The sequence below is a fragment of the Lentibacillus sp. Marseille-P4043 genome (genome assembly GCF_900258515.1).
Taxonomy (GTDB): Bacteria; Bacillota; Bacilli; order Bacillales; family Amphibacillaceae; genus Lentibacillus_C.
In genome coordinates, this window is the sequence record NZ_LT984884.1 from 3,446,034 (window position 1) to 3,465,510 (window position 19,477).

Here is a 19,477-nt window from a genome sequence, read left to right on the forward strand (position 1 = left end):
ATCTCCTTTTTCATTAAATTTTCCAACAACAAGGGCTTATTTTGGTATTGCTTTTATAGCATAATTTCCTGGATTCAATGTGATGACTTCCACCTGAAAATTATTCCGTTCAAAAACTTTAGCCATTTCACTGGAAGAAATTCGATGATGTAACGGAGGGCCTGATTCTGTTTCGACCGCTTCCCAATCAAGTAAAAGCATCTGTCCTCCTGGCTTTAAAATACGTTTTATTTCACCAAGAGTCCTATCGACATCTGGAACTTCATGCATGACGAAAGCGATCATAACTTTGTTTACGGAGTTATCATCAAGTTTAATATGGTCCAAGTCACTTTCCACATAATGAATGTTATCCGTTGTTTCTTTGTTTGCATTTTGCTTCAACATTTCCAACATTTTCGGCTCAATGTCAACGGCATAAACCGATTCCGCATGCTTTGCTAGTGGGATTGCAAAATACCCATTACCAGCCCCAAGGTCGGCAACTATATCATTTGCATTTACATGTAAATATTCGATAATTTCCTCTGGTGGCAATAAAGCCCTGCGTTCCTCTCTCATAAGTGATTGTGCCTTTTCAGGATTAAAGCGCTTATCCGTCATTTTTGTGGCCCCTTTCTTTTTTCTCTAATTTGCCTTTCCAATCATTCATGCCACCAATCATATCTTCAACGTCGTAACCGAACGCACTTAGAATACCACAGGCAGCCTTACTACGGTTTCCAGATTGACAAACAACAACAAACGTTTTGTTTTTATCCAACTCATCTTTACGTATTGTAAGATGTCCAAGCGGAATCTGTTTTGCACCAGGTATTTTCCCAGTGGTTATTTCATTATTTTCCCTAACATCTATTATCGTAACATTCTCCCCATCTTTTAGTCGTTTAGCAAGCTCATCTGGAGTAACACTTTTGACCATGTCTTATTCCCCCTGTCCTATACCCAGGCACCCATACCACCTTTTACATTGGTCACCTTTTCAAATCCTTGTTTTTTCAAGATCTTAGCTGCTTTCATACTTCTCATTCCACTTTGGCAAATTACGACTACTTCTTTATTCTTATCCAATTCTTTTGATCTATTAGCCAATTCAGACAAGGGGATATTTTTAAATGGTTTGCGATGTTTTGCCTTGTATTCGCCTGGTGTCCGCACATCGATAAATTGAACATGTTTGTCTTGAAACTTATCTTTTGCTTCTGGTACGGTAACTTGTGATACACCTTTGATAGGCAAAAATTGCTTCACAAGGAAAGCAGCTATAATAATAATGATTACCCATTGTATGATTCCCAACTTTACACCTCCTACCACTTTTTCGTTTCTTAATTAAAAGCTGTTTTCTAGATTGTTGTTTTAACAGAATAGATATAGAATGCGACGTAAAAAGAAGTTGCTCTCCCGCCGTTCCGGAAATACACTCACACTAAAGTTACTTCACATTTTATATAACTACAAAATTTAAAAAGTAACAGAGTAGGGTCTATTTAAATAAAAATATCAATCCAGATTTTTATTGCTGTTCCCAGGATCAGTATTGCTAAAATCCATTGTAGATATTTTGTGTTCAGTTTTTTTCCTACTTTCGCACCTAATGGAGAAGCTAGTAAACTGGCAACTATCACAATAATTGCAGGTATCACCAATACTTGATCTGTCAATATTTTACTTGTTGCAGAGCCAATCGATGAAATAAACGTAATCGCCAATGATGATGCTATCGTAATCCTTGTTGGTATTTTTAGTACTGTCAACATAATTGGAACTAATAAAAATGCTCCTCCAGCACCAACAATACCAGCTGCTATTCCGACAATCAGAGCAATTATTGCTGCCAGCCACTGATTGAAATCGGCCTTATCAAAAGTCGCCTTTTCACTTTCTTTTTTGGGTAAGAACATCATAACAACTGCAGTCAAGGCTAATATTCCGTATATAATATTGATGCCTGCTTCAGACATAGATGACGAGATAAATCCACCTGCAAGACTACCAACTAAAATACTTATCCCCATATAACCAATGATTGTTTTGTTTAAAAATCCGCCTTTTCTATATGCGAAAACTCCACCAATTGTTGCAAACAATACTTGAATAGCGGTAATGCCTGAAACTTCATATGCGCTAAAACTAGCTATTCCTAAAGCAGCCGGGATATACAACAACATCGGAAAATTAACAATAGCTCCGCCAATTCCTACCATCCCAGAAATAAAGGAACCGACAAAACCAATGAGAAAAATGGTTATGACAAAAATCATACTATAATCCAATGATATATCCCCCTAAAAAAGGGGACCCATGTAGGTGAGTCCGCCATTATGCTTTTTTTATCCAAAATTTGAGCACACTATCTTCTTCTGTATTTTTTAAAAGCTCATGCCCTAAAGATTTTGCCCATGCAGTAAGGTCACTTTTCGCACCTTTATCTGTCGCATGAACCTCTAAAATTTCACCTGAGTTAATTGATTCCATCGCCTTTTTTGTTTTTACAATTGGCATTGGACATGCAATCCCTTTTGCATCTAAAACCTTATCCGCGTTCATCTTTACGCCTCCCTGTTATTTATAATAAATTACTGGTTTACCAACTCGTTCATAAATACCATCCAGGGTATAAAAGATCGAAAAAATTATCCCTCAACCGCACAACGGTTAGGACCAGATTCCATTTCTTTTTGCTCTTCCAAATCTGGGTTCATCTTACCCATGTTTGTTTTACGAATTGTTTCATACTCATTTGGTTGTGGTGGAAGATTTTCAGTAACCATTTTCCTAAATGCATTCGGATCGTCTACCTGAAGTCCTTCGTTTTGTTGGTAAAGATCCCCTAAACGAGCCCGGACCATGCCACCTTCACTAAGTTCGTCAACAAACGAATAATGGGCGGGTAGTACAATTAAATCATCGGAAAGTTTTTTATATCGTCTATAGAGCGTATCACGGAGATCCTCTACCCAATCTTCTGCCAGACCTGCTAAGTCAGGACGACCAATTGATCTCACAAACAAAATATCCCCGGATAATAAATACGTATCATCAATGATAAATGACGTACTGCCAATGGTGTGTCCCGGGGAATAGATTGGCTGTACTTGAACAGAAGTATTTCCGACGACAATATCATTTCCTTCTTCCAATGGTGTGTAATCGAACATTACCTCTGTTGCATCCTTAGGTGGTAGATGATAGGAACCACCTACACTCTCAGCAAGCTGCCGTCCACCAGATATATGATCAGCATGTAAGTGTGTATCCATAACGTGTTTAATTTGCACACCATGTTCATCGGCAAATTTTTCATAAACATCAATCATACGGCTTGCATCAATTACCGCCGCTTCACCGTTTGATTCAACAAAATATGATAGACATCCCTTACCCAATCTGACAAATTGAAAGAGACTTCCGCCATCATGCAAATCGGCAATTTTCACAGGTCGCAAATACTCACTCCACGCCTTCATACCACCTTCCAAGCTAAATGCATGAGTAAAGCCTGTTTCTTCAAGTAAATTAGCGACCATTTCAGATGATCCGCCTTTTGCACATACAACGATAATCTCCTGATCTTTTTCCAGCTTATCAGCAATTGGATCAATTCCATCCAATAAGTTAAAATACGGTTCATTGATGGTTTCTACGTTTTTACCTTCTATTTTCCAGTTATTAAATTCACCGGTATTCCGAACATCTAAAATGAATGTTTTTTCATCACTAATAAGTTGCTCCGCTAGTGTTTTAGCCGTGATTGTTTTAGACAAAACTGACTCCTCCTTGCTTAAAATGATAAAGTAATGTTGGCATCTTTTGCGAATTCGATAAATGTTGCAGCTCCGCCAACTTCAATGCCATCAATGAATGCATCTTTTTCTAAATTCATCACATCCATTGTCATCTGACACCCCATTAATTTGATACCCAATTCCTGAGCGATACTTACCAGTTCCTCAATAGATGGGACGTTTGCTTGTTCAAATCCTTTTGCAAAGTGTTCTTTCCCTTCTGGTAGTGGAAGGTTTTTGTGGCCTTCCTTGTGAATCAAGTTCAACCCTTCAAACGTAAAGAAAATCCCCACCTCAGCATCAGACGCCGCTGCTGCAGTCGCCACGTTAAATACCTTATATGCGTCGAATAATGTTCCGTTTGCTGCAATAATTGCTACTTTTGTGTCTGCCATTTTAAAATTCCTCCTAAGTTTTTAGTAATTTCTTTCTGTTGGTCCATCCCATTTAGCCATTCCAGGTACAACATTCTTTACATTGTTAAAGCCCTTTTTAGTCAGCTTTTGTGCAGCTAAATCACTGCGATTCCCCGTACGGCAAATGACATGTATTTCCTTATCTTTGGTAATTTCATTCAATCGGTCTTCTAGTTCCCCAAGGGGTATATTTACCGCGCTAGGTATATGACCAAAAACAAATTCAGCTGGTTCTCGAACATCGAGAATGAAAATAGATGTTCCTTCTTCTATTTTGTTGTGAAGTTCTTCCAAATCAGTAACACTTTCATGTCTCGTTTCTTCTTTTGTTTCTTCATCACTTGCTTTTCGCAAATAATGCTTTAAAACATCACCATCTTCAACAGTTCCAAGGTATTGATGTCCTGTATTCTCTGCCCATGCCTTCATATCTGCGGTCGATCCTTTATCGGTTGCTTGGACTTCCATAACTTGACCAGGTTCCAAGTTTGTTATAGCTTTTTTTGTTCGAACAATTGGCATTGGACAAGCTAATCCTTTTGCATCAACTATTTCATTTACTGTAATACCCATATAAACTCCCCCCTATTTTTCTACGTCATCTTCCCAATCAAGCATGCCGCCCGCCATATTGGTTACGTCATAACCTTGATCATGTAAAAATGCAGATGCCCTTCCACTTCTTCCTCCTGAACGACATACCATGTAATAATGTTGATTTTTATCAATTTCATCTAGACGATCAGGGAGTTGACCTAATGGGATATGGTGAGCACCTGGGATTTTACCTTGGGCCACTTCTTCATCTTCTCGGACATCGATAATGTTTACGCTCTTTCCTGTATTTAATTTGTTTGCCAATTCCTTTGCTGTAATTTCCCTCATAATCGTTCCCTCCAATTATTTTATACGAATACCCGTATAGGTATATATTATATTTAAAAAATAAGGTTAGCAATTTTTTTGCTTAACCTATTTTTAAGGTTAAAGATGCAGAAATTGATTGTCAAGGCTTACCTGCTTCTAACAAGTAAATTAACCGCTTCTTTGATGAGGTCCTCAGAACTTTCGCCAGCTTGTTTTTCTTCGCGAATACATTGTTCTAGGTTCTTACTGACAATTAATGCAGCAGTGCGATCAATTGCACTCCTCACAGCAGACATTTGGGTCACAACATCCCGACATTCCTTTTCTTCTTCCATCATTTTTAACAATCCTCTAACTTGCCCTTCTATCCGTTTCATTCTGTTTTTCATTTGGGCATCGTATTCCATCCGAAGACACTCCTTTCCTTTGTTTAGTATGAAAGTAAAAGATAACTTTATAGAACTTGAGGCCTTTGTTCCTTCATGCCAACATGATATACCCACACAGGTATTTTGTCAACTTATTTTGTTCGTAAACGTTAATGATGTAAAATTATTTGGAAGAGAACAATTTTATACTTGAAGGACTCTTGAGTACATTATTGTAGAGTTAACGAAAAAGCGAGTGGCTATTCTCCACGTTCTTTTATATTTACTCAACTTTCGCAGTGTGAAATGGACAAATAAGCCTTGATAGAATGAGGAAGGATGGAGATTAACTGCTCAAGTTGACTTGGATTATTAATCACATTTAATCAAGCTGTGACTGCTAGACTCTTTTCTATAAGTACGCGCATTTGACGCCGTCCGGGATCGTTCCGGGTGGATGCTTTCCGCGGGCACGGCCTCAGCCTCCTTGCCCCGGCGAGGGGTATGTCGACGTTGTCCGCAAAGGACGGTTTTAGTCGACCTTCCTTTTCAAACCACTCTGCGGGGTCTTCGGACACGTGCTATTCCCGCAGGAGTCACCACCCTCCACTCACCCGGACTAGTGAAGTGGTAGGATGTGACTTGATAGAACATACTACTACAGTTAATGGTAGTAAATGCAAAACCAGTGGAGGAAATACGCGGAGACTCCTGGGGGAGGAAAGGCCTAGGTGAGACCCCGCAGTGCGTTAGCACGAGGAGGCTCAGCAGCCGCCCCCGGAAAGCGTAGTGTATTTCCGGAACGGCGAGGGAGCAATTTCTTAGTTACTTCGCATTTTATATCTTTTATATACAAAACCACAAATGCTTTCGTGGGACGAGTAATCGCAGTCCCAATATTTTAGAAAACAATCCTTATGTTTACCTAGGTTGTCAAGGCAATTATTAGAAACGTTTCAAGTTTGCCTCAGCTAACTGTTGATCTTATTTTATTGGTGCGAAAGTTGAGTATTTATAATGACCATTTTTATCAAAATATTTCATGAATTAACTGGCTTATTTTCACATTAAACATGGTATACTATAAGTAACCTTTAACAAGTGGTGATGAGAAATGCAAAGAATAAACATTAAAGATCTTAACCAATGGATAGATGAAGAAAAAACCGAAGTAGAGCAGTTAATTGTTAGGAATCGCAGTTCAGAAAAACGGATGCGTACCCGCGAAAGAGATAAGGAAGAACAAATGATTATCGATAAACTCTGTAAAGAACGCTGGAAAAAGGCTGAACAAGAAGGCAAAATAAAATACCTTTCTAAACGGAAGTGGTTCTATGATTTCGATTGATGAGGCTAAATCAAAAATTGATCAGTTAAAGGGAAAACCTAAATTCGAGAAGATGCTTCAAACAACGGCTATACTTACCAGCCTTTTCGGACAAGAAAATTTAAAACCTGTTGTTGTTGGGGGGTTAGCTGTAGAAAGATGATGACAATCCTTTAGAGATTAATTCAACTCAAAGGACTCACCTTTAACAAGATATATAATACTTTCACCAACATTAGTTGCATGATCAGCAATTCGTTCAATATATCTTGCACTAAAAGCCACCTGCATAATATGCTGAACTTTTCGTGAATTAGCGGCTGTTTCTTCTAACATCTCTCTAACCACTTCGCCATACATATTATCAACTAAATCATCCATATTTGCTAACTTCCGTGCCAACGTAATATCCTCATTTTCATAAGCCTTGATTGTTAAGTCAATCATATCAATAGCTTTCTTTTTCATCTCATTTAATACAGGGTTAATTTCGATACCATGATCTTCACCAAGGTGTATCGTTGCCTTGGCAATATTTTTTGCATTATCAGCCATCCGTTCTAAATCAGATGAAATACGGATAGCCACAATCAATCTTCTCAAATCTGTTGCTACTGGTTGTTGCTTAGCAATCAGAAGTATTGCTTCATCATTGATTTTTTTATCTAATTTATCTAGCCGTTTATCATCTATCGCCACTTGATTGGCCTTTTTTACGTCTTGATTATATAAGCCATCCACAGCTTCCATTAATAAGTTTTCAGCACCCTTTGCAAGCTCAATAATCCTGTCTTTCATTTTATTTAATTCCATTTCAAATTGTTCTCTTGGAGCCATATCGTTTATCCCTCTTTTCTTTTATTTAACCAAACCGACCAGTGATATAATCTTCTGTTCTTCTATCATTTGGCTTAGAGAATAATGTGTTTGTATCCGAAAATCCCACAATCTCACCGTGCAAAAAGAATGCCGTTTTGTCAGATATTCGTGCTGCTTGCTGCATGTTATGCGTTACGATTACAATGGTATATTTATCCTTCAATTCCATGATTAATTCCTCTATTTTCAAAGTAGAGATAGGATCTAACGCCGACGTTGGTTCATCCATTAAAATCACTTCTGGTTTGGTGGCTAATGCCCGAGCAATACATACTCTCTGTTGCTGGCCTCCTGATAATCCTCTTGCATTACTATTAAGACGATCCTTTACTTCATCCCATAAGGCTACGTCTTTTAAGGATGACTCAACAATTTGGTCAAGCTTTTTCTTACTTTTAACCCCATGAATTCGAGGTCCGTATGCAACATTATCGTAAATGGACTGTGGAAATGGGTTACCTTTCTGAAAAATCATTCCAATTTGTTTTCTTAATTCGACTAAATCAGTTCTACCACTTAAAATATTCGAACCGTTATAGTTTATTTCACCAGCCATTTTTACAGTTGGAATCATATTAACCATTAGATTAAGTGTCTTTATAAATGTAGATTTACCACATCCGGAAGGTCCGATTATTGCTGTCACCTCTCCTTTTGACATGGAAAATTTTAAATTTTTAAGAGCATGAAAACTTCCATACCATAGGTTCAGATCCTTCACATCAAAAACGGTATTGGTTTTTGTTAATGTAACACTCATTTTCTTCCTCCTTAGCCAAATCTGCCCGATATATAGTCCTCAGTTTTTTGTTGGACAGGGGTGGTGAAAATCGTTTCCGTGTCATCGTATTCAATGACTTCCCCATTTAAGAAAAAGGCAGTCTTATCCGATATTCTTGATGCTTGCTGCATATTATGTGTCACGATTACGATAGAATAATCGTTTTTAAGCTCAGCGATTAATTCTTCAACTTTTGCATTTGAAATTGGATCAAGTGCTGATGCCGGTTCATCTAATAATAAAACATTTGGTTCCATCGCAAGTGTTCTAGCAATACAAAGTCTTTGCTGTTGACCACCAGATAGCGATAAAGCACTTTCGTGAAGTCTGTCTTTTACTTCATCCCAAAGGGCTGCTTTTCTTAAACTTTCTTCCACTATTTTATCCAATTCTTTTTTGCCTTTAATTCCATAAAATCGTAATGCGAGCGTAATATTGTTATAAATAGACTTAGGAAATGGATTCGGCTTTTGAAAAACCATTCCGATCTCTTTTCTTAGTGCGATAACATTAATATTTTCATCAAGAATATTAATATCTTCATAAATTATTTCTCCCTGATTGTAAGAGATTGGAATCAAATCATTCATTCTATTGATACTTCTAAGGAAGGTTGATTTTCCACACCCTGAAGGACCAATCAGTGCTGTTACAGCGTTTTTTTTAATGTCAAATGATGCCTTTTTTACTGCTTCATTATTTCCATAAAAAATGCTTAAATCTTTGACACTCAAAATGATTTCTTTCGTTGCAAATTTATCTTCCTCATTTTGATTTTTCCTCGGTTTTTCTTGTATGCTTGTTGATTTTTTCATAGCTTTTTACACCTACCCTTTTACTTGCTAGCTGTAACCTTTCTGTGAACGAGTTTTCCTATCAAGCGGGCTAATAAATTAAAAATTAACACGGAAATAACCAAAACAGCTGATGAACCGTCTGCAATTTTTTCGACATCTGGCATAATTCCATTTGTGTTTACCGCCCATATATGCACTGACAACGTCTCTGCTGGCCGAAAGAGATTTAATGGTGAAGTTTCTGAAAAAGGATTCCAATTCCCGTAATCTAAATTTGAGGTCGATAAACCTGTCGTAAAAAGCAATGCAGCGGCTTCTCCAAAAACACGGCCAGATGCAAGGATTGCCCCCGTTAATATCCCTGGAAAGGCACTTGGAATTAGTAATGTTTTGATTGTATGCCAATGGGTAATCCCTAGCGCCAGACTTGCTTCCTTTTGCTCAGATGGAACTGACCGAATGGCATCTTCTGTAACGCGAACCATAACAGGAATATTAAAAATGGTTAATGCCAAGGCTCCCACAACAATCGAATAACCCCACCCCATCGTGTTTACGAATATAAGTAAACCAAACATACCAACCACAATGGAAGGAAGCGATGCAAGCATTTCAATGCACGAACGAATAAAGTTTGTTACCCTACCTTGTTTCGCATATTCAGCCATATAAATTCCGCCAAAAACACCTAATGGAACAGTTATCAGCATGGTGACAAATAAAACATAAAAGGAATTAAATAGTTGATCACGTATTCCCCCTCCAGCACTTACGGTACTAGATGCAGAAGTTAAAAAGTCCCATGAAATTTCCGGGACCCCTCTAAATAAAATAAAGGAAAATAATCCAGCTAGTATGATTACAATAATGGATGCTAATAAAATAAAAACACCTGTAGCTATACGGTCTGTTACCTTGCTGTTCATTAAATTTTCCTCCTAGATGACAAGTAACGAATGATTAAAATAAATAGGAATGAAATAATTAATAAGATTAATCCCATCGACCACAACGTATTATTTTCTACACTACCGTATGTGGTATGACCCATATTTAACGTAATAATGGTAGTTAGTGTTGCAGATGGGTCTAGTAATGAAGCCGGAAGATCACGAACATTTCCGATAACCATTTGAACTGCTAGTGCTTCTCCAAATGCTCTGGACATACCCAAAACAACCGCTGTTAATAATGATGGCAATGCCGCTGGAATTAAAACCTTCCGTATTGTTTGCCATCGTGTTGCCCCTAGCGCATAAGACCCTTCACGCAAGTTACCCGGTAATGTCCCCATTGCATCTGTAGCAATGGTGGTAATTGTCGGCAATATCATAACCGATAATACAATTGTTCCAGCTAACAAGCTAAAACCTGCCGGCGAGCCTTCAAACGTATTCCGTACAAGTGGTACTAACACGGTAAGACCGATAAATCCATAGACAACAGATGGAATTCCTACTAGTAATTCGATAACAGGTTGTAATACCTTTTTCCCCCAAGACGGTGCGATTTCCGTCATAAAAATGGCTCCCCCAATACCCAAAGGCGCCGCAACTAAGGCTGATAGAAATGTTACAGCGAGAGAGCCAAAAGCAAATGGCAGCGCACCATATTGAGGATTTTCATTACTGGTGGGATTCCAATCCATACTGGTTAAAAATTCAATTGGATTCACACCATTTACGATAAAAGATTGAAGTCCTTTTATTGTAAGGAAAGCAGTAATAGCAATCGTTGCAATTATCATAATAAGCGCACACAACTTAACTAGCATTCGTCCTCTGAACTCACCCTGTGATCTTTTTTTATTGGATTTTAACAACCTTTCTTTTGCTGTAGTAGCCGTCGTAGTGATTTTCATGAAATTCACCCCTAAAAATCGTAGTAGGGTAAATTCGTTATTTTACCCTACGTAATTTGAGTTAAATATTTTTTACCTAGCGTATTATTTATCAGTTTGGTTCCCTTCCGCATCACGCTTCACTTGCATTTTTGTAGCAGCAATATAACCTTGTTCAGGAAGTAACCCATCTTGTATGTCATCACTCATTAGATACTCTAAGAATGCTTTTGCTAAGCCAGTCGGTTCGCCTTTCGTATATGAATGTTCGTAAGCCCAAATGGGAAATTCACCTGATTGAACATTTTCATCTGTTGCTTCTATGCCATCCACAGATAGAGGAACGACTGAGTCATCTGTGAAATAGGAAAATGCCAAGTACCCAATTGCACCAGGAGTCTCTTTAATAATTTTCTTAACTGTATTGGAAGAATCTTCAGTTATACCTTCTGCGGGTATTGCACCATCTAAAGCATAGTTAACAAATGTTGCACGAGTACCTGATGAATCAGGACGGTTCACTAATGTAATAGCTTGATCTTTCCCACCCACTTCAGACCAGTTGGTAACCTCGCCAGTGAATACCTTAATCAAGTCTTCTTTAGAAAGATTATTAATTCCTACTTCTAGATTTACTGCAGCAGTCATACCTACCACAGCCACTTTGTGATCTACTAACTCATCAGCAGGTATCCCATCTTTTTCTTCAGCGAAGACGTCGGAGTTACCGATATCTACCGTCCCCTCAGAAACTTCACTTAATCCAGTACCAGATCCACCAGCATTGACTGTTACATCTGCTTTAGGATTTTGTGCCATGAATTCTTCTGCGGCTGCGGCAACTAACGGTTGCATTGCACTAGAACCAGAAACTACAATAGAACCACTTTTTTCATCTGAGTTTGAGCTACTTCCTTGTTCTTCTTCTCCAGCACCACATGCTGTAAGTAATCCTGCAGTTAAAATAAGAAGTACGGACAATCCTGCTAATTTTTTCAATTCTATTTCCCCCTTAATTTATAGTGTCAAGCTTGGTTTAACCAAGCTCAATTTCATCATAACTGATTAACATTAACTCACTGTAAACTAATCGTTAAAATATTGTAAATTTAACTTGAGGCCGTCAGTTTTAGTTAAAATATTTTCGTTATCTTGCTTTGCTTTTGATTTGGAATAAGATATTCTGCAGCCCTTACGTCGCATATGAGACCCCTAACGCATATTCTTTCAACTAATTTAAAAAAATAAAAAAATCAGATCATTGTCACCGTGTGATTCATAAAAGTGGGAAATTGGCAGGTTGCAGATTAACGTGTCAGGATTCCGATGAAAGATAGATTACTTGAATTAGGACGGGTAAAACTGTAATAATTTTGATACAGAAGTAAGTGGAGGTACAATATGCAATCCAACTATCAATTAACCTATGACATGCTATTCAACCATTATGGCCCACAAAACTGGTGGCCTGCTGATACACACTTTGAAATGTTAATCGGTTCCATACTTGTTCAAAATACGAATTGGCGAAATGCTAACAAGGCATTGCAAAAACTAAAGCCTTATATGGATCCTGAATTAATTGATCAATTGTCTGCAGAAGAGCTTGCGCAGCTTATCAGATCAAGTGGATTTTTCAATATAAAAGCCAAGCGTATAAAAGCATTTATTGGATGGTTTAAAAACTATCATTATGACATTGACAAAATTAAAAAGATAGATAGATGGGAATTGCGCAATGAACTGCTAAACATAAACGGCATTGGTCGGGAAACCGCTGATGTTATGCTACTTTATGGATTTGATAAACCCATATTTGTTGCTGATGCTTATGCAAGAAGGATTTTTTATCGAATGGGATATGATATGCAGACATCCTACGATGGATTTCGTCAGCAAATTGAGAAAGATTTTCCGGACGACTTACAATTATATAATGAATTTCATGCACTTTTAGTGGAACATGCGAAGCAATTTTGCAGGGTGAAACCGATATGTGAAACTTGTCCATTGGCAAATAATTGTGATCAAAGATTGGATTAAGTACTTCTAAGGCGACGGAAACAAGCAAAAAACGATACACAGATGCGGAAGTTAAAAGTTAACAAAGATATGTTACACAAACTCATTGACAGTTCAAAAAATTGATATATAATATAAAAAGCCTATACCATTAGCGATGATAATTTAAATAAAAGATAATCTTGAGCACATTGTTATAGAAGTTATGTTAAGAAGCGGGTGAAGAGTAACCGCTTCTTTTATATTTGGATTACCATTAATCATTTTGTATGTAGGAGCGTAAAAAATATGTTAAAAGCTTATTTGTGGCTTACTGTTTGTGTTGTCGTTTGGGGAAGTAATTTTGTATTTGGAAAGATATTAGTTCAAGATTTTTCCCCAACCCTGTTAACATCATTAAGACTATTCTTTATTGTATTTGTTTTAACTGGAATAGCGCTTTCTAAAAAGCATGTAAAACGACTAAATAAGAACGATTTACTTGCAATATTGTTTCTGGGAATTATTGGTGTTTTCGTTAATCAATGGTCTTTTTTTGTTGGTTTACAAACAGCTGATCCAACAACATCTGCATTAATTCTAGCAACAACGCCCATTTTAACCGGCTTTTTAGCTGCAATTTTTTTGAAGGAAAAAATAACGATACGTACATTGTTGGGTTCTGTCGTTGCGATTATAGGAATTTATTTGGTTGTTACAAAAGGAGACTTAACCTCTATAAACATTGATAAAGGCCTAATATGGATTGTAGTAACGATGATCACATTCGCCATAATGATTATTATAACTAGAGTTCTCTCTCAAAGGGTTGATCCACTTTCCATTACGTTCTATTCAAATATTGTCGGATTTATTGTCTCAATCCCTTTTGTTTTCATAATTGACCGTCCAATGCGAATAAGTGTCGCCATTCCTGATTGGGCTCTTCTAATTGGAACAGCCGTTATTGTCCATGGAATAGCTACCCTTATTTGGAATAACAACATTCGCCATGTTGACGCTTCAAAAGCATCAATTCTATCCAATTTAGAACCTTTTGTCGCCATGATTGTCGGATTACTTTTACTTTCCAAGCCGGTTACAGGAATAGAATTGGTAGGATCAGTCTTTATCGTGGGGGGAGTCATCCTTTCCAGCTATCAACGAAAAAAAAGACAATTGGTAAAGAACAGCGAGTAATTGATAAACTCTAAATCTACTTGAGCATTTCAAGTGGCTGCATATGAAAAAATGTTGCCGAAAATCATCCCGGCACGTTTTCATGATAGCTTGTAAATCTTAGGAATGCTCTCTTAAACTTCAAGGTGAAGCTACTTATGAACGATTCCTAAGTTCCATCATATCTGATGTTAGCCTTGATACAAAGTTCCTAATAATGGCTGTGCTACTCTTTGTTTTTGACCAAACCAAAGCCATTCCCGGATAATCTTGTTCAAGATTAGCAATCTCGATTGGTACAATTTCTCCCGTTCGAGCATAAGGATCGTTTTTCACCGTATAATCGGGAGCTATTGTGATTGCCAAATTTTCGATGACAGCATTACGAATAGCATCCAAATTATTGGTCGAAAACAAAATATCTGCAGCGCCGAATTGGGTTGTGAGATCGTTGATAAACTCCCACATTCGATCATCATTGTAGATAACAAGCAAGTAGTTTCGAATTTCTTGTGGTGTGACTGATTTTGTAAAGGCTAACGGGGATTGTTTGCTCGCAGCTGCTATCATTTTTCCACGTAAGACAATTTCAAATACAATGTCTTCGTCCCTCATTTCTTTCCCTTCTCTGCTCAAACCAATTAGCCCAATATCAAGCCTATCTTGTTTTATATCATCTATAATAGCTTGTGATGCCTTTTCTGCAATCTCAATTTGTATATTTGGATAATCTTCTTTAAACGATGATAGCGTCTTAGGTAAGTACATCAAAGGACTCGGAATTGTTCCTAATCTTAATTTTCCACCTACCAAATTAAGACTCATGTCGGCTTCCAGTTTTATTTCTTCCAGTTTCTCCAATGTTTCTAAAGCCTTCTTGATAATTTTATAGCCCATATCTGTAGGTGTAGCCCCAAGTCGTGAGCGATTAAAAATTTTCACACCTAATTCAGCTTCTAGATTCGTGATCGACTGACTTATAGCTGATTGTGTAATGTGAAGTTGCTGGGCCACTGAAAGCGATCCCAATTTTGCGACTTCCGCGATGTATCTTAGTTGTTCGATATTCATATAGACACCCTCCCTTTACTATTAGTAAAACTTAACAAATTATCATTATAATTAAATATACATTATAGAAATGAGTTTGTATAATATAATTAGAAACTTCAGAATAGATTATTAACCACAAACTACATCGATCAGTAAAATCAGGAGGGGTATCAATGAAAACAGAAAATCTTGAAACGCAGGACATTTTTCAACGGATACCACATTTTGAGGAAGCTCATAATGACCCTAATCCGGGCAGACAGTTACAAAAAGTTAAGGAGGCCGTTCCAGGTTTTAAGGAATGGTTTAAAGAGACCGGTAAAGTAGCAGCGTTTTATTCTTTCGACTTGGTTACAGTTCCATGAAAATTGAATATGGGTTGTGGAGGGCGAAACGAAGTCTGTCACCGTATCTATGGTTTAAAAATCGTATGTTCATTGTACAATGGGAGGCTGAGGGCCGTACTTGGACACTGTTAAATGAGCCAACCGAAGCCGAATTGAGTGTGGGAACACCGTATTTTAAATCAACTGTAGAAAAGTTTGGTGAGTTTCTAAGTACAAAGGTAGTTTCCAAGTTTCATGGAACGGTTGAAGGTTATTTAGAACAAGCAGGACTTAAACCTGAGGATATTGATTTTATTACGTATGATCATCTTCACACTCAGGATATACGCCGATGGGTTGGTACAACTAAGCCACAAGCTGATCTTAGTCCACGTGAACCAATCAAACCCTATTTTCCTAATGCGAAATTGATCGTGCAAAAAAAGGAGTGGGATATATTGCCATATCTTCACCCATTGCAAACGATTTGGTATCAACCTGAGCAATTCGAGGATATACCTGAGGATCGAATCATATTCACAGAAGGGGATGTGCTTTTAGGACCGGGTGCCATGCTGATGTTTACTCCGGGCCACACACATGGCAATCATTCTTTGGTAGTTAATACGGATACAGGAATCTGGGTATCGAGTGAAAACGGGATCGCGGCGGAATGTTATGCACCAGAGGAAAGTGGCGTCCGCGCTCTAAGATCATATGCGAAAAAAACAGGATTCGATGTTGTCATCAATGGGAACACCCTTGAGGAAACGGCTAGACAATACAATTCCATGGTCCAGGAAAAATTAGTGGCTGACCCTAGTAAGGAAAATCCAAAATTCCCTCAGGTCTTCCCAAGTTCTGAATGGTCACCAAAATTTCCTTTGATAGGTCCAAAACCTTCATTTAGGCATAAAAAAGTAGCAATCGGTACCATAAAAAGACCGAAAAAAGATGGCGGTCAGACATGAAAGGAATAGTTTACGACTTTACTATACCAAAATATTTAGCAGCAAAAGCGTTTGGCAAACACTTTCCTTCGCTGTATTATGGGAAACCTTCTGCATTATCACTAAGCCATGTGGAAGAGCCGACACTTCCAAACGAACGCTGGCTGAAAGTAAAACCAATTTATGCTGGGGTTTGTGGATCGGATATGGGAGCAATTTTCTATAAAACGTCACCATCAATTACCCCCTTTAATTCATTCCCATCTATTTTAGGGCATGAAGTTGTCGGCATTGTGACCGAAGTTGGGAACGATGTCACAGAGGTAGAGGTGGGGCAGCGTATCACACTGGACCCCTATATCACCTGTGAAGTTCGCGGATTGAAAAGTCCCTGTCCTGCATGCAGAAAAGGACTGCATAGCTTATGCCGGTATAAAAGTGGAACAGATACATTCGGTCCAGGAATGATTCTTGGATTCTGTAAAGATTTGCCAGGTGGATGGAGTGAATCACTAGTTGTCCATGAATCCATGGCCATTCCAGTTCCTGATACAATATCCGATAAGGTTGCCGCAATGTCCGAACCGTTAAGCGTTGGATTGCACGCAGTACTTCGTCAACCACCTAAGAGTGGTGAGCACGTTCTTGTCATCGGTGGTGGCATGATTGCCTACGCGGTAATTGCAGCAATTCATCTGCTAGAGATCGACTGTCACATTACACAACTGAGCCTGCTTCAATACCAGCGAGAGATGGGATTAAAACTTGGCGCAAATAATGGATTAACGAGTCGGAAGGAACTAGAGGATACATTATTAAAAATGCCTGAAACGTCAAGACATAAGCCTGCCCTTGGAAGAGATATTTTTGTCGGGGGCTATGATGCTGTTTATGATTGCATTGGCAGTAAGGAGAGCCTAGATGATGCGCTAAGAATGGCACGTGAACGCGGAAAGGTGACACTGGTAGGCTGTGCAGGTGAAATTAAAAAATTAGATTGGACGTTCGTTTGGGCAAACGAGCTGACCGTGTTGGGCACACATGCGTATTCAAAAAAAGAAACTTGGGAAGGAATTACAACCTCAACACAGGAGCTACTCTTTGAACTAATTGAACAGCATCCAGATTATCCGCTTGAACAGTTAGTTACACATGAATATCCTTTGGAAGATTATCGGGAAGCAATCACAGCAAATTTGGATCGCGGGAAGTATCAATCGGTCAAAACACTATTTCGTATTTAGCAGATGGCGCGCAAAGTTAGATAGTTTAATTACCCTTTTGCAGCAAAAATATGTATTATCAAAATTCCTTGTAGAAAAGCTCGGCCTATGTCTCGTCCAATATAGCGTATGCCGAAACTTTAGTAAATGAAAAACTAATGGTTGATATTGCTCCTATGAATGGATGTTGTCAAACTCTTTGTTCGATTTTTTCTTGCTCATCATTACATCTCTAAAAATTAGGAGCTTTATTTTCCAAGCTCCTAATTTTTAGAAGTATACAAAAAGCAAGGCGGCTATCCACACTTTTTGTATACTATTGTCATCATTAAATATAAAAATATAATCAATCGTTAGTTAATTCATGCAATCTTTCTTCCACAGCTTCTCGATCATACTTATCCAAAGCCTTGTTAATAGCTTTTTTGTATAAAGAAATTGAACGCTCCTTATTCGGCATTTTGGATTGCATTTCCGGATTATATAAATCCCCCCAAAGAACATAGGGCCAAAAATTATCTGGATTTTTTTGGATATACTCTTGAAACACAACTTCAGATTCCTCATATCCCCCTAAATAAAATAATGACTCTCCTTTAGCTACAGTCATATTTTGGATAATTAGTGAATCAGAATCAGGAAATTTTTCCAGAAAATCATTTGTAAAATCTTTTCTCATTGTAGCGTACCTAACATCACTTCTACCAGCATTTGCTAGAGCCATTTCAAAATCTTGAACCCAGTTGCTGTAAAATTGGCTCATTAATGGACGGGTTCTATCATTCAATTCCCTAATATCAGTTAACTGTGTATCTCCTAACCATAGCAGTGTTTTCTCCCATACTTCCATCCATTTTTCGACCGCTCGTTCTTCATGATTTAACTGTTCATCATTGTACCCTTCCAGCATTAAATCATCTATCTGTTCTAGTAACAGATGTGTAGGTGCCAACCTGGAAGCTAATACTTTGATAGCCAAGAAGGTAAAATCAATCATAGAATCGTTAGTATTTAAATGATATAATTTTTCCCATTTAAATAGTAATTCTCCAACCGAGCTAACATTCCTTATTACACGCTTAAAATCATCAACTGTTATAGGAATACCAAAACTTGTTAGATTGTCCATAATAGCATCTGAATCCAGCTTGTTTACTTTTTCTTCTGTCCATCGATAGTTTAAAGGTAATATTGGATTCCCGGTAGCAACTTCCTGTTTATGAACACAACACTTTTTATATTTTTTTCCACTTCCACACGGACAAGGGTTATTTCTTCCAACTTTCATAGCTTGTATCTCCTTTAGAAAGTTTTTTTACTTTTTGCTTGTACATAATGAGTCGAATACAATTCCTCCATAAAAGGATTACCTGATTTAGAAAAACGTAAATGCTTTTTCGGTCCCTTTCCCCAAGATTTATAGACCGTGATGGATGGTTTTAGATTTTGTTCTTCCGCAAATTTCTTTAATGTTTTCAGTGCATGATTTAAGTTCGCTAGATTTCCAACTGTTACCCGTTCTAAATAGGATATTCTTTTAAAACGCCAATCTTCTACTTGTTTCGGTGTCAGCCTATCCATTTTCAATAGAAGGTCTACTGGACTAATATAGCCTTTTTCCTTTATCAATTCTATAGAATGTCGTCGTATTCTTTGTTCAATATTTTTCTTACTCATCGTTA

At 37.8% G+C, this 19,477-nt stretch carries 26 protein-coding genes; 7 read left to right on the forward strand and 19 right to left on the reverse strand.

Annotation, left to right across the window (positions count from 1 at the left end; all coding sequences use genetic code 11):
- Nucleotides 1–36: 36 nt before the first annotated feature.
- The 10 genes from C8270_RS17075 to C8270_RS17120 all read right to left on the reverse strand — a co-directional run bounded on the left by C8270_RS17075 (nucleotide 37) and on the right by C8270_RS17120 (nucleotide 5,478).
- On the reverse strand, nucleotides 37–603 hold the full coding sequence (locus C8270_RS17075; RefSeq protein ID WP_106497989.1) for a class I SAM-dependent methyltransferase: 567 nt from the start codon (nucleotides 601–603) through the stop codon (nucleotides 37–39).
- On the reverse strand, nucleotides 593–922 hold the full coding sequence (locus C8270_RS17080) for a rhodanese-like domain-containing protein (RefSeq protein WP_106497990.1): 330 nt from the start codon (nucleotides 920–922) through the stop codon (nucleotides 593–595). The genes C8270_RS17075 and C8270_RS17080 overlap by 11 nt, the downstream gene beginning before the upstream one ends.
- Nucleotides 923–939: 17 nt before the next feature.
- Nucleotides 940–1,299 (reverse strand): rhodanese-like domain-containing protein, encoded by a 360-nt coding sequence (locus C8270_RS17085; RefSeq protein ID WP_106497991.1) that lies wholly within the window; start codon nucleotides 1,297–1,299, stop codon nucleotides 940–942.
- Nucleotides 1,300–1,490: 191 nt separating this feature from the next.
- Nucleotides 1,491–2,264: a sulfite exporter TauE/SafE family protein gene (locus C8270_RS17090; protein ID WP_442785833.1), complete on the reverse strand. Its 774-nt coding sequence runs from the start codon at nucleotides 2,262–2,264 to the stop codon at nucleotides 1,491–1,493.
- Nucleotides 2,265–2,322: 58 nt separating this feature from the next.
- A complete protein-coding gene (locus C8270_RS17095) occupies nucleotides 2,323–2,550 on the reverse strand; it encodes a sulfurtransferase TusA family protein (RefSeq protein ID WP_106497993.1) in 228 nt (75 codons plus the stop codon).
- An 86-nt stretch (nucleotides 2,551–2,636) separates the two neighbouring features.
- A complete protein-coding gene (locus C8270_RS17100; RefSeq protein WP_106497994.1) occupies nucleotides 2,637–3,767 on the reverse strand; it encodes an MBL fold metallo-hydrolase in 1,131 nt (376 codons plus the stop codon).
- A 17-nt stretch (nucleotides 3,768–3,784) separates the two neighbouring features.
- The gene (locus C8270_RS17105) at nucleotides 3,785–4,183 is read right to left on the reverse strand and encodes a DsrE/DsrF/DrsH-like family protein (RefSeq protein ID WP_106497995.1); all 399 of its coding nucleotides are present in this window, start codon (nucleotides 4,181–4,183) and stop codon (nucleotides 3,785–3,787) included.
- A gap of 21 nt (nucleotides 4,184–4,204) precedes the next feature.
- On the reverse strand, nucleotides 4,205–4,777 hold the full coding sequence (locus C8270_RS17110) for a sulfurtransferase TusA family protein (protein ID WP_106497996.1): 573 nt from the start codon (nucleotides 4,775–4,777) through the stop codon (nucleotides 4,205–4,207).
- A 12-nt stretch (nucleotides 4,778–4,789) separates the two neighbouring features.
- Nucleotides 4,790–5,089: a rhodanese-like domain-containing protein gene (locus C8270_RS17115; protein WP_106497997.1), complete on the reverse strand. Its 300-nt coding sequence runs from the start codon at nucleotides 5,087–5,089 to the stop codon at nucleotides 4,790–4,792.
- 128 nt (nucleotides 5,090–5,217) lie between these two features.
- A complete protein-coding gene (locus tag C8270_RS17120) occupies nucleotides 5,218–5,478 on the reverse strand; it encodes a metal-sensitive transcriptional regulator (protein ID WP_106497998.1) in 261 nt (86 codons plus the stop codon).
- Between the two features lie 1,075 nt (nucleotides 5,479–6,553).
- On the opposite strand from C8270_RS17120, the gene C8270_RS17125 reads away from it, so the two are divergent.
- Together C8270_RS17125 and C8270_RS20105 are read left to right on the forward strand one after the other, a co-directional pair.
- Nucleotides 6,554–6,787 carry a hypothetical protein gene (locus C8270_RS17125; protein ID WP_106497999.1) on the forward strand — a complete coding sequence of 78 codons (234 nt, stop codon included), beginning with the start codon at nucleotides 6,554–6,556 and terminating at the stop codon, nucleotides 6,785–6,787.
- Nucleotides 6,774–6,929, forward strand: coding sequence for a hypothetical protein (locus tag C8270_RS20105; RefSeq protein WP_158701758.1), 156 nt, complete (start codon nucleotides 6,774–6,776; stop codon nucleotides 6,927–6,929). Before C8270_RS17125 ends, C8270_RS20105 begins: the two co-directional genes overlap by 14 nt.
- A 17-nt stretch (nucleotides 6,930–6,946) precedes the next feature.
- Here C8270_RS20105 and phoU read toward each other — a convergent pair whose 3' ends face one another.
- The 6 genes from phoU to C8270_RS17155 all read right to left on the reverse strand — a co-directional run bounded on the left by phoU (nucleotide 6,947) and on the right by C8270_RS17155 (nucleotide 12,062).
- Nucleotides 6,947–7,603 (reverse strand): phosphate signaling complex protein PhoU, encoded by a 657-nt coding sequence (gene phoU / locus C8270_RS17130; RefSeq protein ID WP_106498000.1) that lies wholly within the window; start codon nucleotides 7,601–7,603, stop codon nucleotides 6,947–6,949.
- Nucleotides 7,604–7,628: 25 nt separating this feature from the next.
- Nucleotides 7,629–8,405 (reverse strand): phosphate ABC transporter ATP-binding protein PstB, encoded by a 777-nt coding sequence (pstB, locus tag C8270_RS17135; protein ID WP_106498001.1) that lies wholly within the window; start codon nucleotides 8,403–8,405, stop codon nucleotides 7,629–7,631.
- Between the two features lie 11 nt (nucleotides 8,406–8,416).
- A complete protein-coding gene (gene pstB / locus C8270_RS17140) occupies nucleotides 8,417–9,241 on the reverse strand; it encodes a phosphate ABC transporter ATP-binding protein PstB (protein ID WP_106498002.1) in 825 nt (274 codons plus the stop codon).
- 20 nt (nucleotides 9,242–9,261) lie between these two features.
- Nucleotides 9,262–10,149, reverse strand: a complete 888-nt coding sequence (gene pstA, locus C8270_RS17145) for a phosphate ABC transporter permease PstA (protein WP_106498003.1) — start codon at nucleotides 10,147–10,149, stop codon at nucleotides 9,262–9,264.
- A complete protein-coding gene (gene pstC / locus C8270_RS17150) occupies nucleotides 10,149–11,084 on the reverse strand; it encodes a phosphate ABC transporter permease subunit PstC (protein ID WP_106498004.1) in 936 nt (311 codons plus the stop codon). The genes pstA and pstC overlap by 1 nt, the downstream gene beginning before the upstream one ends.
- Before the next feature lie 84 nt (nucleotides 11,085–11,168).
- Complete coding sequence (locus C8270_RS17155; protein ID WP_106498005.1) at nucleotides 11,169–12,062, reverse strand: phosphate ABC transporter substrate-binding protein; 894 nt, start codon at nucleotides 12,060–12,062, stop codon at nucleotides 11,169–11,171.
- Nucleotides 12,063–12,464: 402 nt separating this feature from the next.
- Between C8270_RS17155 and C8270_RS17160 the strand changes: the two genes are divergently transcribed.
- Nucleotides 12,465–13,106, forward strand: a complete 642-nt coding sequence (locus tag C8270_RS17160) for an endonuclease III domain-containing protein (protein WP_106498006.1) — start codon at nucleotides 12,465–12,467, stop codon at nucleotides 13,104–13,106.
- 267 nt (nucleotides 13,107–13,373) lie between these two features.
- On the forward strand, nucleotides 13,374–14,264 hold the full coding sequence (locus tag C8270_RS17165; protein WP_106498007.1) for a DMT family transporter: 891 nt from the start codon (nucleotides 13,374–13,376) through the stop codon (nucleotides 14,262–14,264).
- 135 nt (nucleotides 14,265–14,399) lie between these two features.
- On the opposite strand, the gene C8270_RS17170 is transcribed toward C8270_RS17165, so the two are convergent.
- Complete coding sequence (locus C8270_RS17170; protein ID WP_106498008.1) at nucleotides 14,400–15,314, reverse strand: LysR family transcriptional regulator; 915 nt, start codon at nucleotides 15,312–15,314, stop codon at nucleotides 14,400–14,402.
- A 155-nt stretch (nucleotides 15,315–15,469) separates the two neighbouring features.
- Between C8270_RS17170 and C8270_RS17175 the strand changes: the two genes are divergently transcribed.
- The 3 genes from C8270_RS17175 to C8270_RS17185 are packed head-to-tail and all read left to right on the forward strand — an operon-like array spanning nucleotide 15,470 to nucleotide 17,816.
- The gene (locus tag C8270_RS17175) at nucleotides 15,470–15,661 is read left to right on the forward strand and encodes a hypothetical protein (protein WP_106498009.1); all 192 of its coding nucleotides are present in this window, start codon (nucleotides 15,470–15,472) and stop codon (nucleotides 15,659–15,661) included.
- Nucleotides 15,658–16,593, forward strand: a complete 936-nt coding sequence (locus tag C8270_RS17180; protein WP_106498010.1) for a hypothetical protein — start codon at nucleotides 15,658–15,660, stop codon at nucleotides 16,591–16,593. Before C8270_RS17175 ends, C8270_RS17180 begins: the two co-directional genes overlap by 4 nt.
- The gene (locus tag C8270_RS17185) at nucleotides 16,590–17,816 is read left to right on the forward strand and encodes a zinc-dependent alcohol dehydrogenase (RefSeq protein WP_106498011.1); all 1,227 of its coding nucleotides are present in this window, start codon (nucleotides 16,590–16,592) and stop codon (nucleotides 17,814–17,816) included. Before C8270_RS17180 ends, C8270_RS17185 begins: the two co-directional genes overlap by 4 nt.
- Nucleotides 17,817–18,141: 325 nt before the next feature.
- On the opposite strand, the gene C8270_RS17190 is transcribed toward C8270_RS17185, so the two are convergent.
- Both C8270_RS17190 and C8270_RS17195 read right to left on the reverse strand, forming a co-directional pair.
- The gene (locus C8270_RS17190) at nucleotides 18,142–19,083 is read right to left on the reverse strand and encodes an SEC-C metal-binding domain-containing protein (RefSeq protein WP_106498012.1); all 942 of its coding nucleotides are present in this window, start codon (nucleotides 19,081–19,083) and stop codon (nucleotides 18,142–18,144) included.
- A gap of 14 nt (nucleotides 19,084–19,097) precedes the next feature.
- Nucleotides 19,098–19,472, reverse strand: coding sequence for a hypothetical protein (locus C8270_RS17195; RefSeq protein ID WP_106498013.1), 375 nt, complete (start codon nucleotides 19,470–19,472; stop codon nucleotides 19,098–19,100).
- Nucleotides 19,473–19,477: the final 5 nt, after the last annotated feature.

What these genes read in the sequence shown, in the direction of transcription:
- C8270_RS17090 (WP_442785833.1), bottom strand. Translation starts at nt 2,264, where the DNA reads ATGATTTTTGTCATAACCATTTTTCTCATTGGTTTTGTCGGTTCCTTT.
- C8270_RS17120 (WP_106497998.1), bottom strand. Translation starts at nt 5,478, where the DNA reads ATGGAATACGATGCCCAAATGAAAAACAGAATGAAACGGATAGAAGGG.
- C8270_RS17165 (WP_106498007.1), top strand. Translation starts at nt 13,374, where the DNA reads ATGTTAAAAGCTTATTTGTGGCTTACTGTTTGTGTTGTCGTTTGGGGA.
- pstB (WP_106498002.1), bottom strand. Translation starts at nt 9,241, where the DNA reads ATGAAAAAATCAACAAGCATACAAGAAAAACCGAGGAAAAATCAAAAT.
- pstC (WP_106498004.1), bottom strand. Translation starts at nt 11,084, where the DNA reads ATGAAAATCACTACGACGGCTACTACAGCAAAAGAAAGGTTGTTAAAA.
- C8270_RS17180 (WP_106498010.1), top strand. Translation starts at nt 15,658, where the DNA reads ATGAAAATTGAATATGGGTTGTGGAGGGCGAAACGAAGTCTGTCACCG.
- C8270_RS17185 (WP_106498011.1), top strand. Translation starts at nt 16,590, where the DNA reads ATGAAAGGAATAGTTTACGACTTTACTATACCAAAATATTTAGCAGCA.
- C8270_RS17160 (WP_106498006.1), top strand. Translation starts at nt 12,465, where the DNA reads ATGCAATCCAACTATCAATTAACCTATGACATGCTATTCAACCATTAT.
- pstB (WP_106498001.1), bottom strand. Translation starts at nt 8,405, where the DNA reads ATGAGTGTTACATTAACAAAAACCAATACCGTTTTTGATGTGAAGGAT.
- C8270_RS17175 (WP_106498009.1), top strand. Translation starts at nt 15,470, where the DNA reads ATGAAAACAGAAAATCTTGAAACGCAGGACATTTTTCAACGGATACCA.
- C8270_RS17125 (WP_106497999.1), top strand. Translation starts at nt 6,554, where the DNA reads ATGCAAAGAATAAACATTAAAGATCTTAACCAATGGATAGATGAAGAA.
- C8270_RS17110 (WP_106497996.1), bottom strand. Translation starts at nt 4,777, where the DNA reads ATGGGTATTACAGTAAATGAAATAGTTGATGCAAAAGGATTAGCTTGT.
- C8270_RS17080 (WP_106497990.1), bottom strand. Translation starts at nt 922, where the DNA reads ATGGTCAAAAGTGTTACTCCAGATGAGCTTGCTAAACGACTAAAAGAT.
- pstA (WP_106498003.1), bottom strand. Translation starts at nt 10,149, where the DNA reads ATGAACAGCAAGGTAACAGACCGTATAGCTACAGGTGTTTTTATTTTA.
- C8270_RS17105 (WP_106497995.1), bottom strand. Translation starts at nt 4,183, where the DNA reads ATGGCAGACACAAAAGTAGCAATTATTGCAGCAAACGGAACATTATTC.
- phoU (WP_106498000.1), bottom strand. Translation starts at nt 7,603, where the DNA reads ATGGCTCCAAGAGAACAATTTGAAATGGAATTAAATAAAATGAAAGAC.
- C8270_RS20105 (WP_158701758.1), top strand. Translation starts at nt 6,774, where the DNA reads ATGATTTCGATTGATGAGGCTAAATCAAAAATTGATCAGTTAAAGGGA.
- C8270_RS17195 (WP_106498013.1), bottom strand. Translation starts at nt 19,472, where the DNA reads ATGAGTAAGAAAAATATTGAACAAAGAATACGACGACATTCTATAGAA.
- C8270_RS17190 (WP_106498012.1), bottom strand. Translation starts at nt 19,083, where the DNA reads ATGAAAGTTGGAAGAAATAACCCTTGTCCGTGTGGAAGTGGAAAAAAA.
- C8270_RS17170 (WP_106498008.1), bottom strand. Translation starts at nt 15,314, where the DNA reads ATGAATATCGAACAACTAAGATACATCGCGGAAGTCGCAAAATTGGGA.
- C8270_RS17095 (WP_106497993.1), bottom strand. Translation starts at nt 2,550, where the DNA reads ATGAACGCGGATAAGGTTTTAGATGCAAAAGGGATTGCATGTCCAATG.
- C8270_RS17075 (WP_106497989.1), bottom strand. Translation starts at nt 603, where the DNA reads ATGACGGATAAGCGCTTTAATCCTGAAAAGGCACAATCACTTATGAGA.
- C8270_RS17115 (WP_106497997.1), bottom strand. Translation starts at nt 5,089, where the DNA reads ATGAGGGAAATTACAGCAAAGGAATTGGCAAACAAATTAAATACAGGA.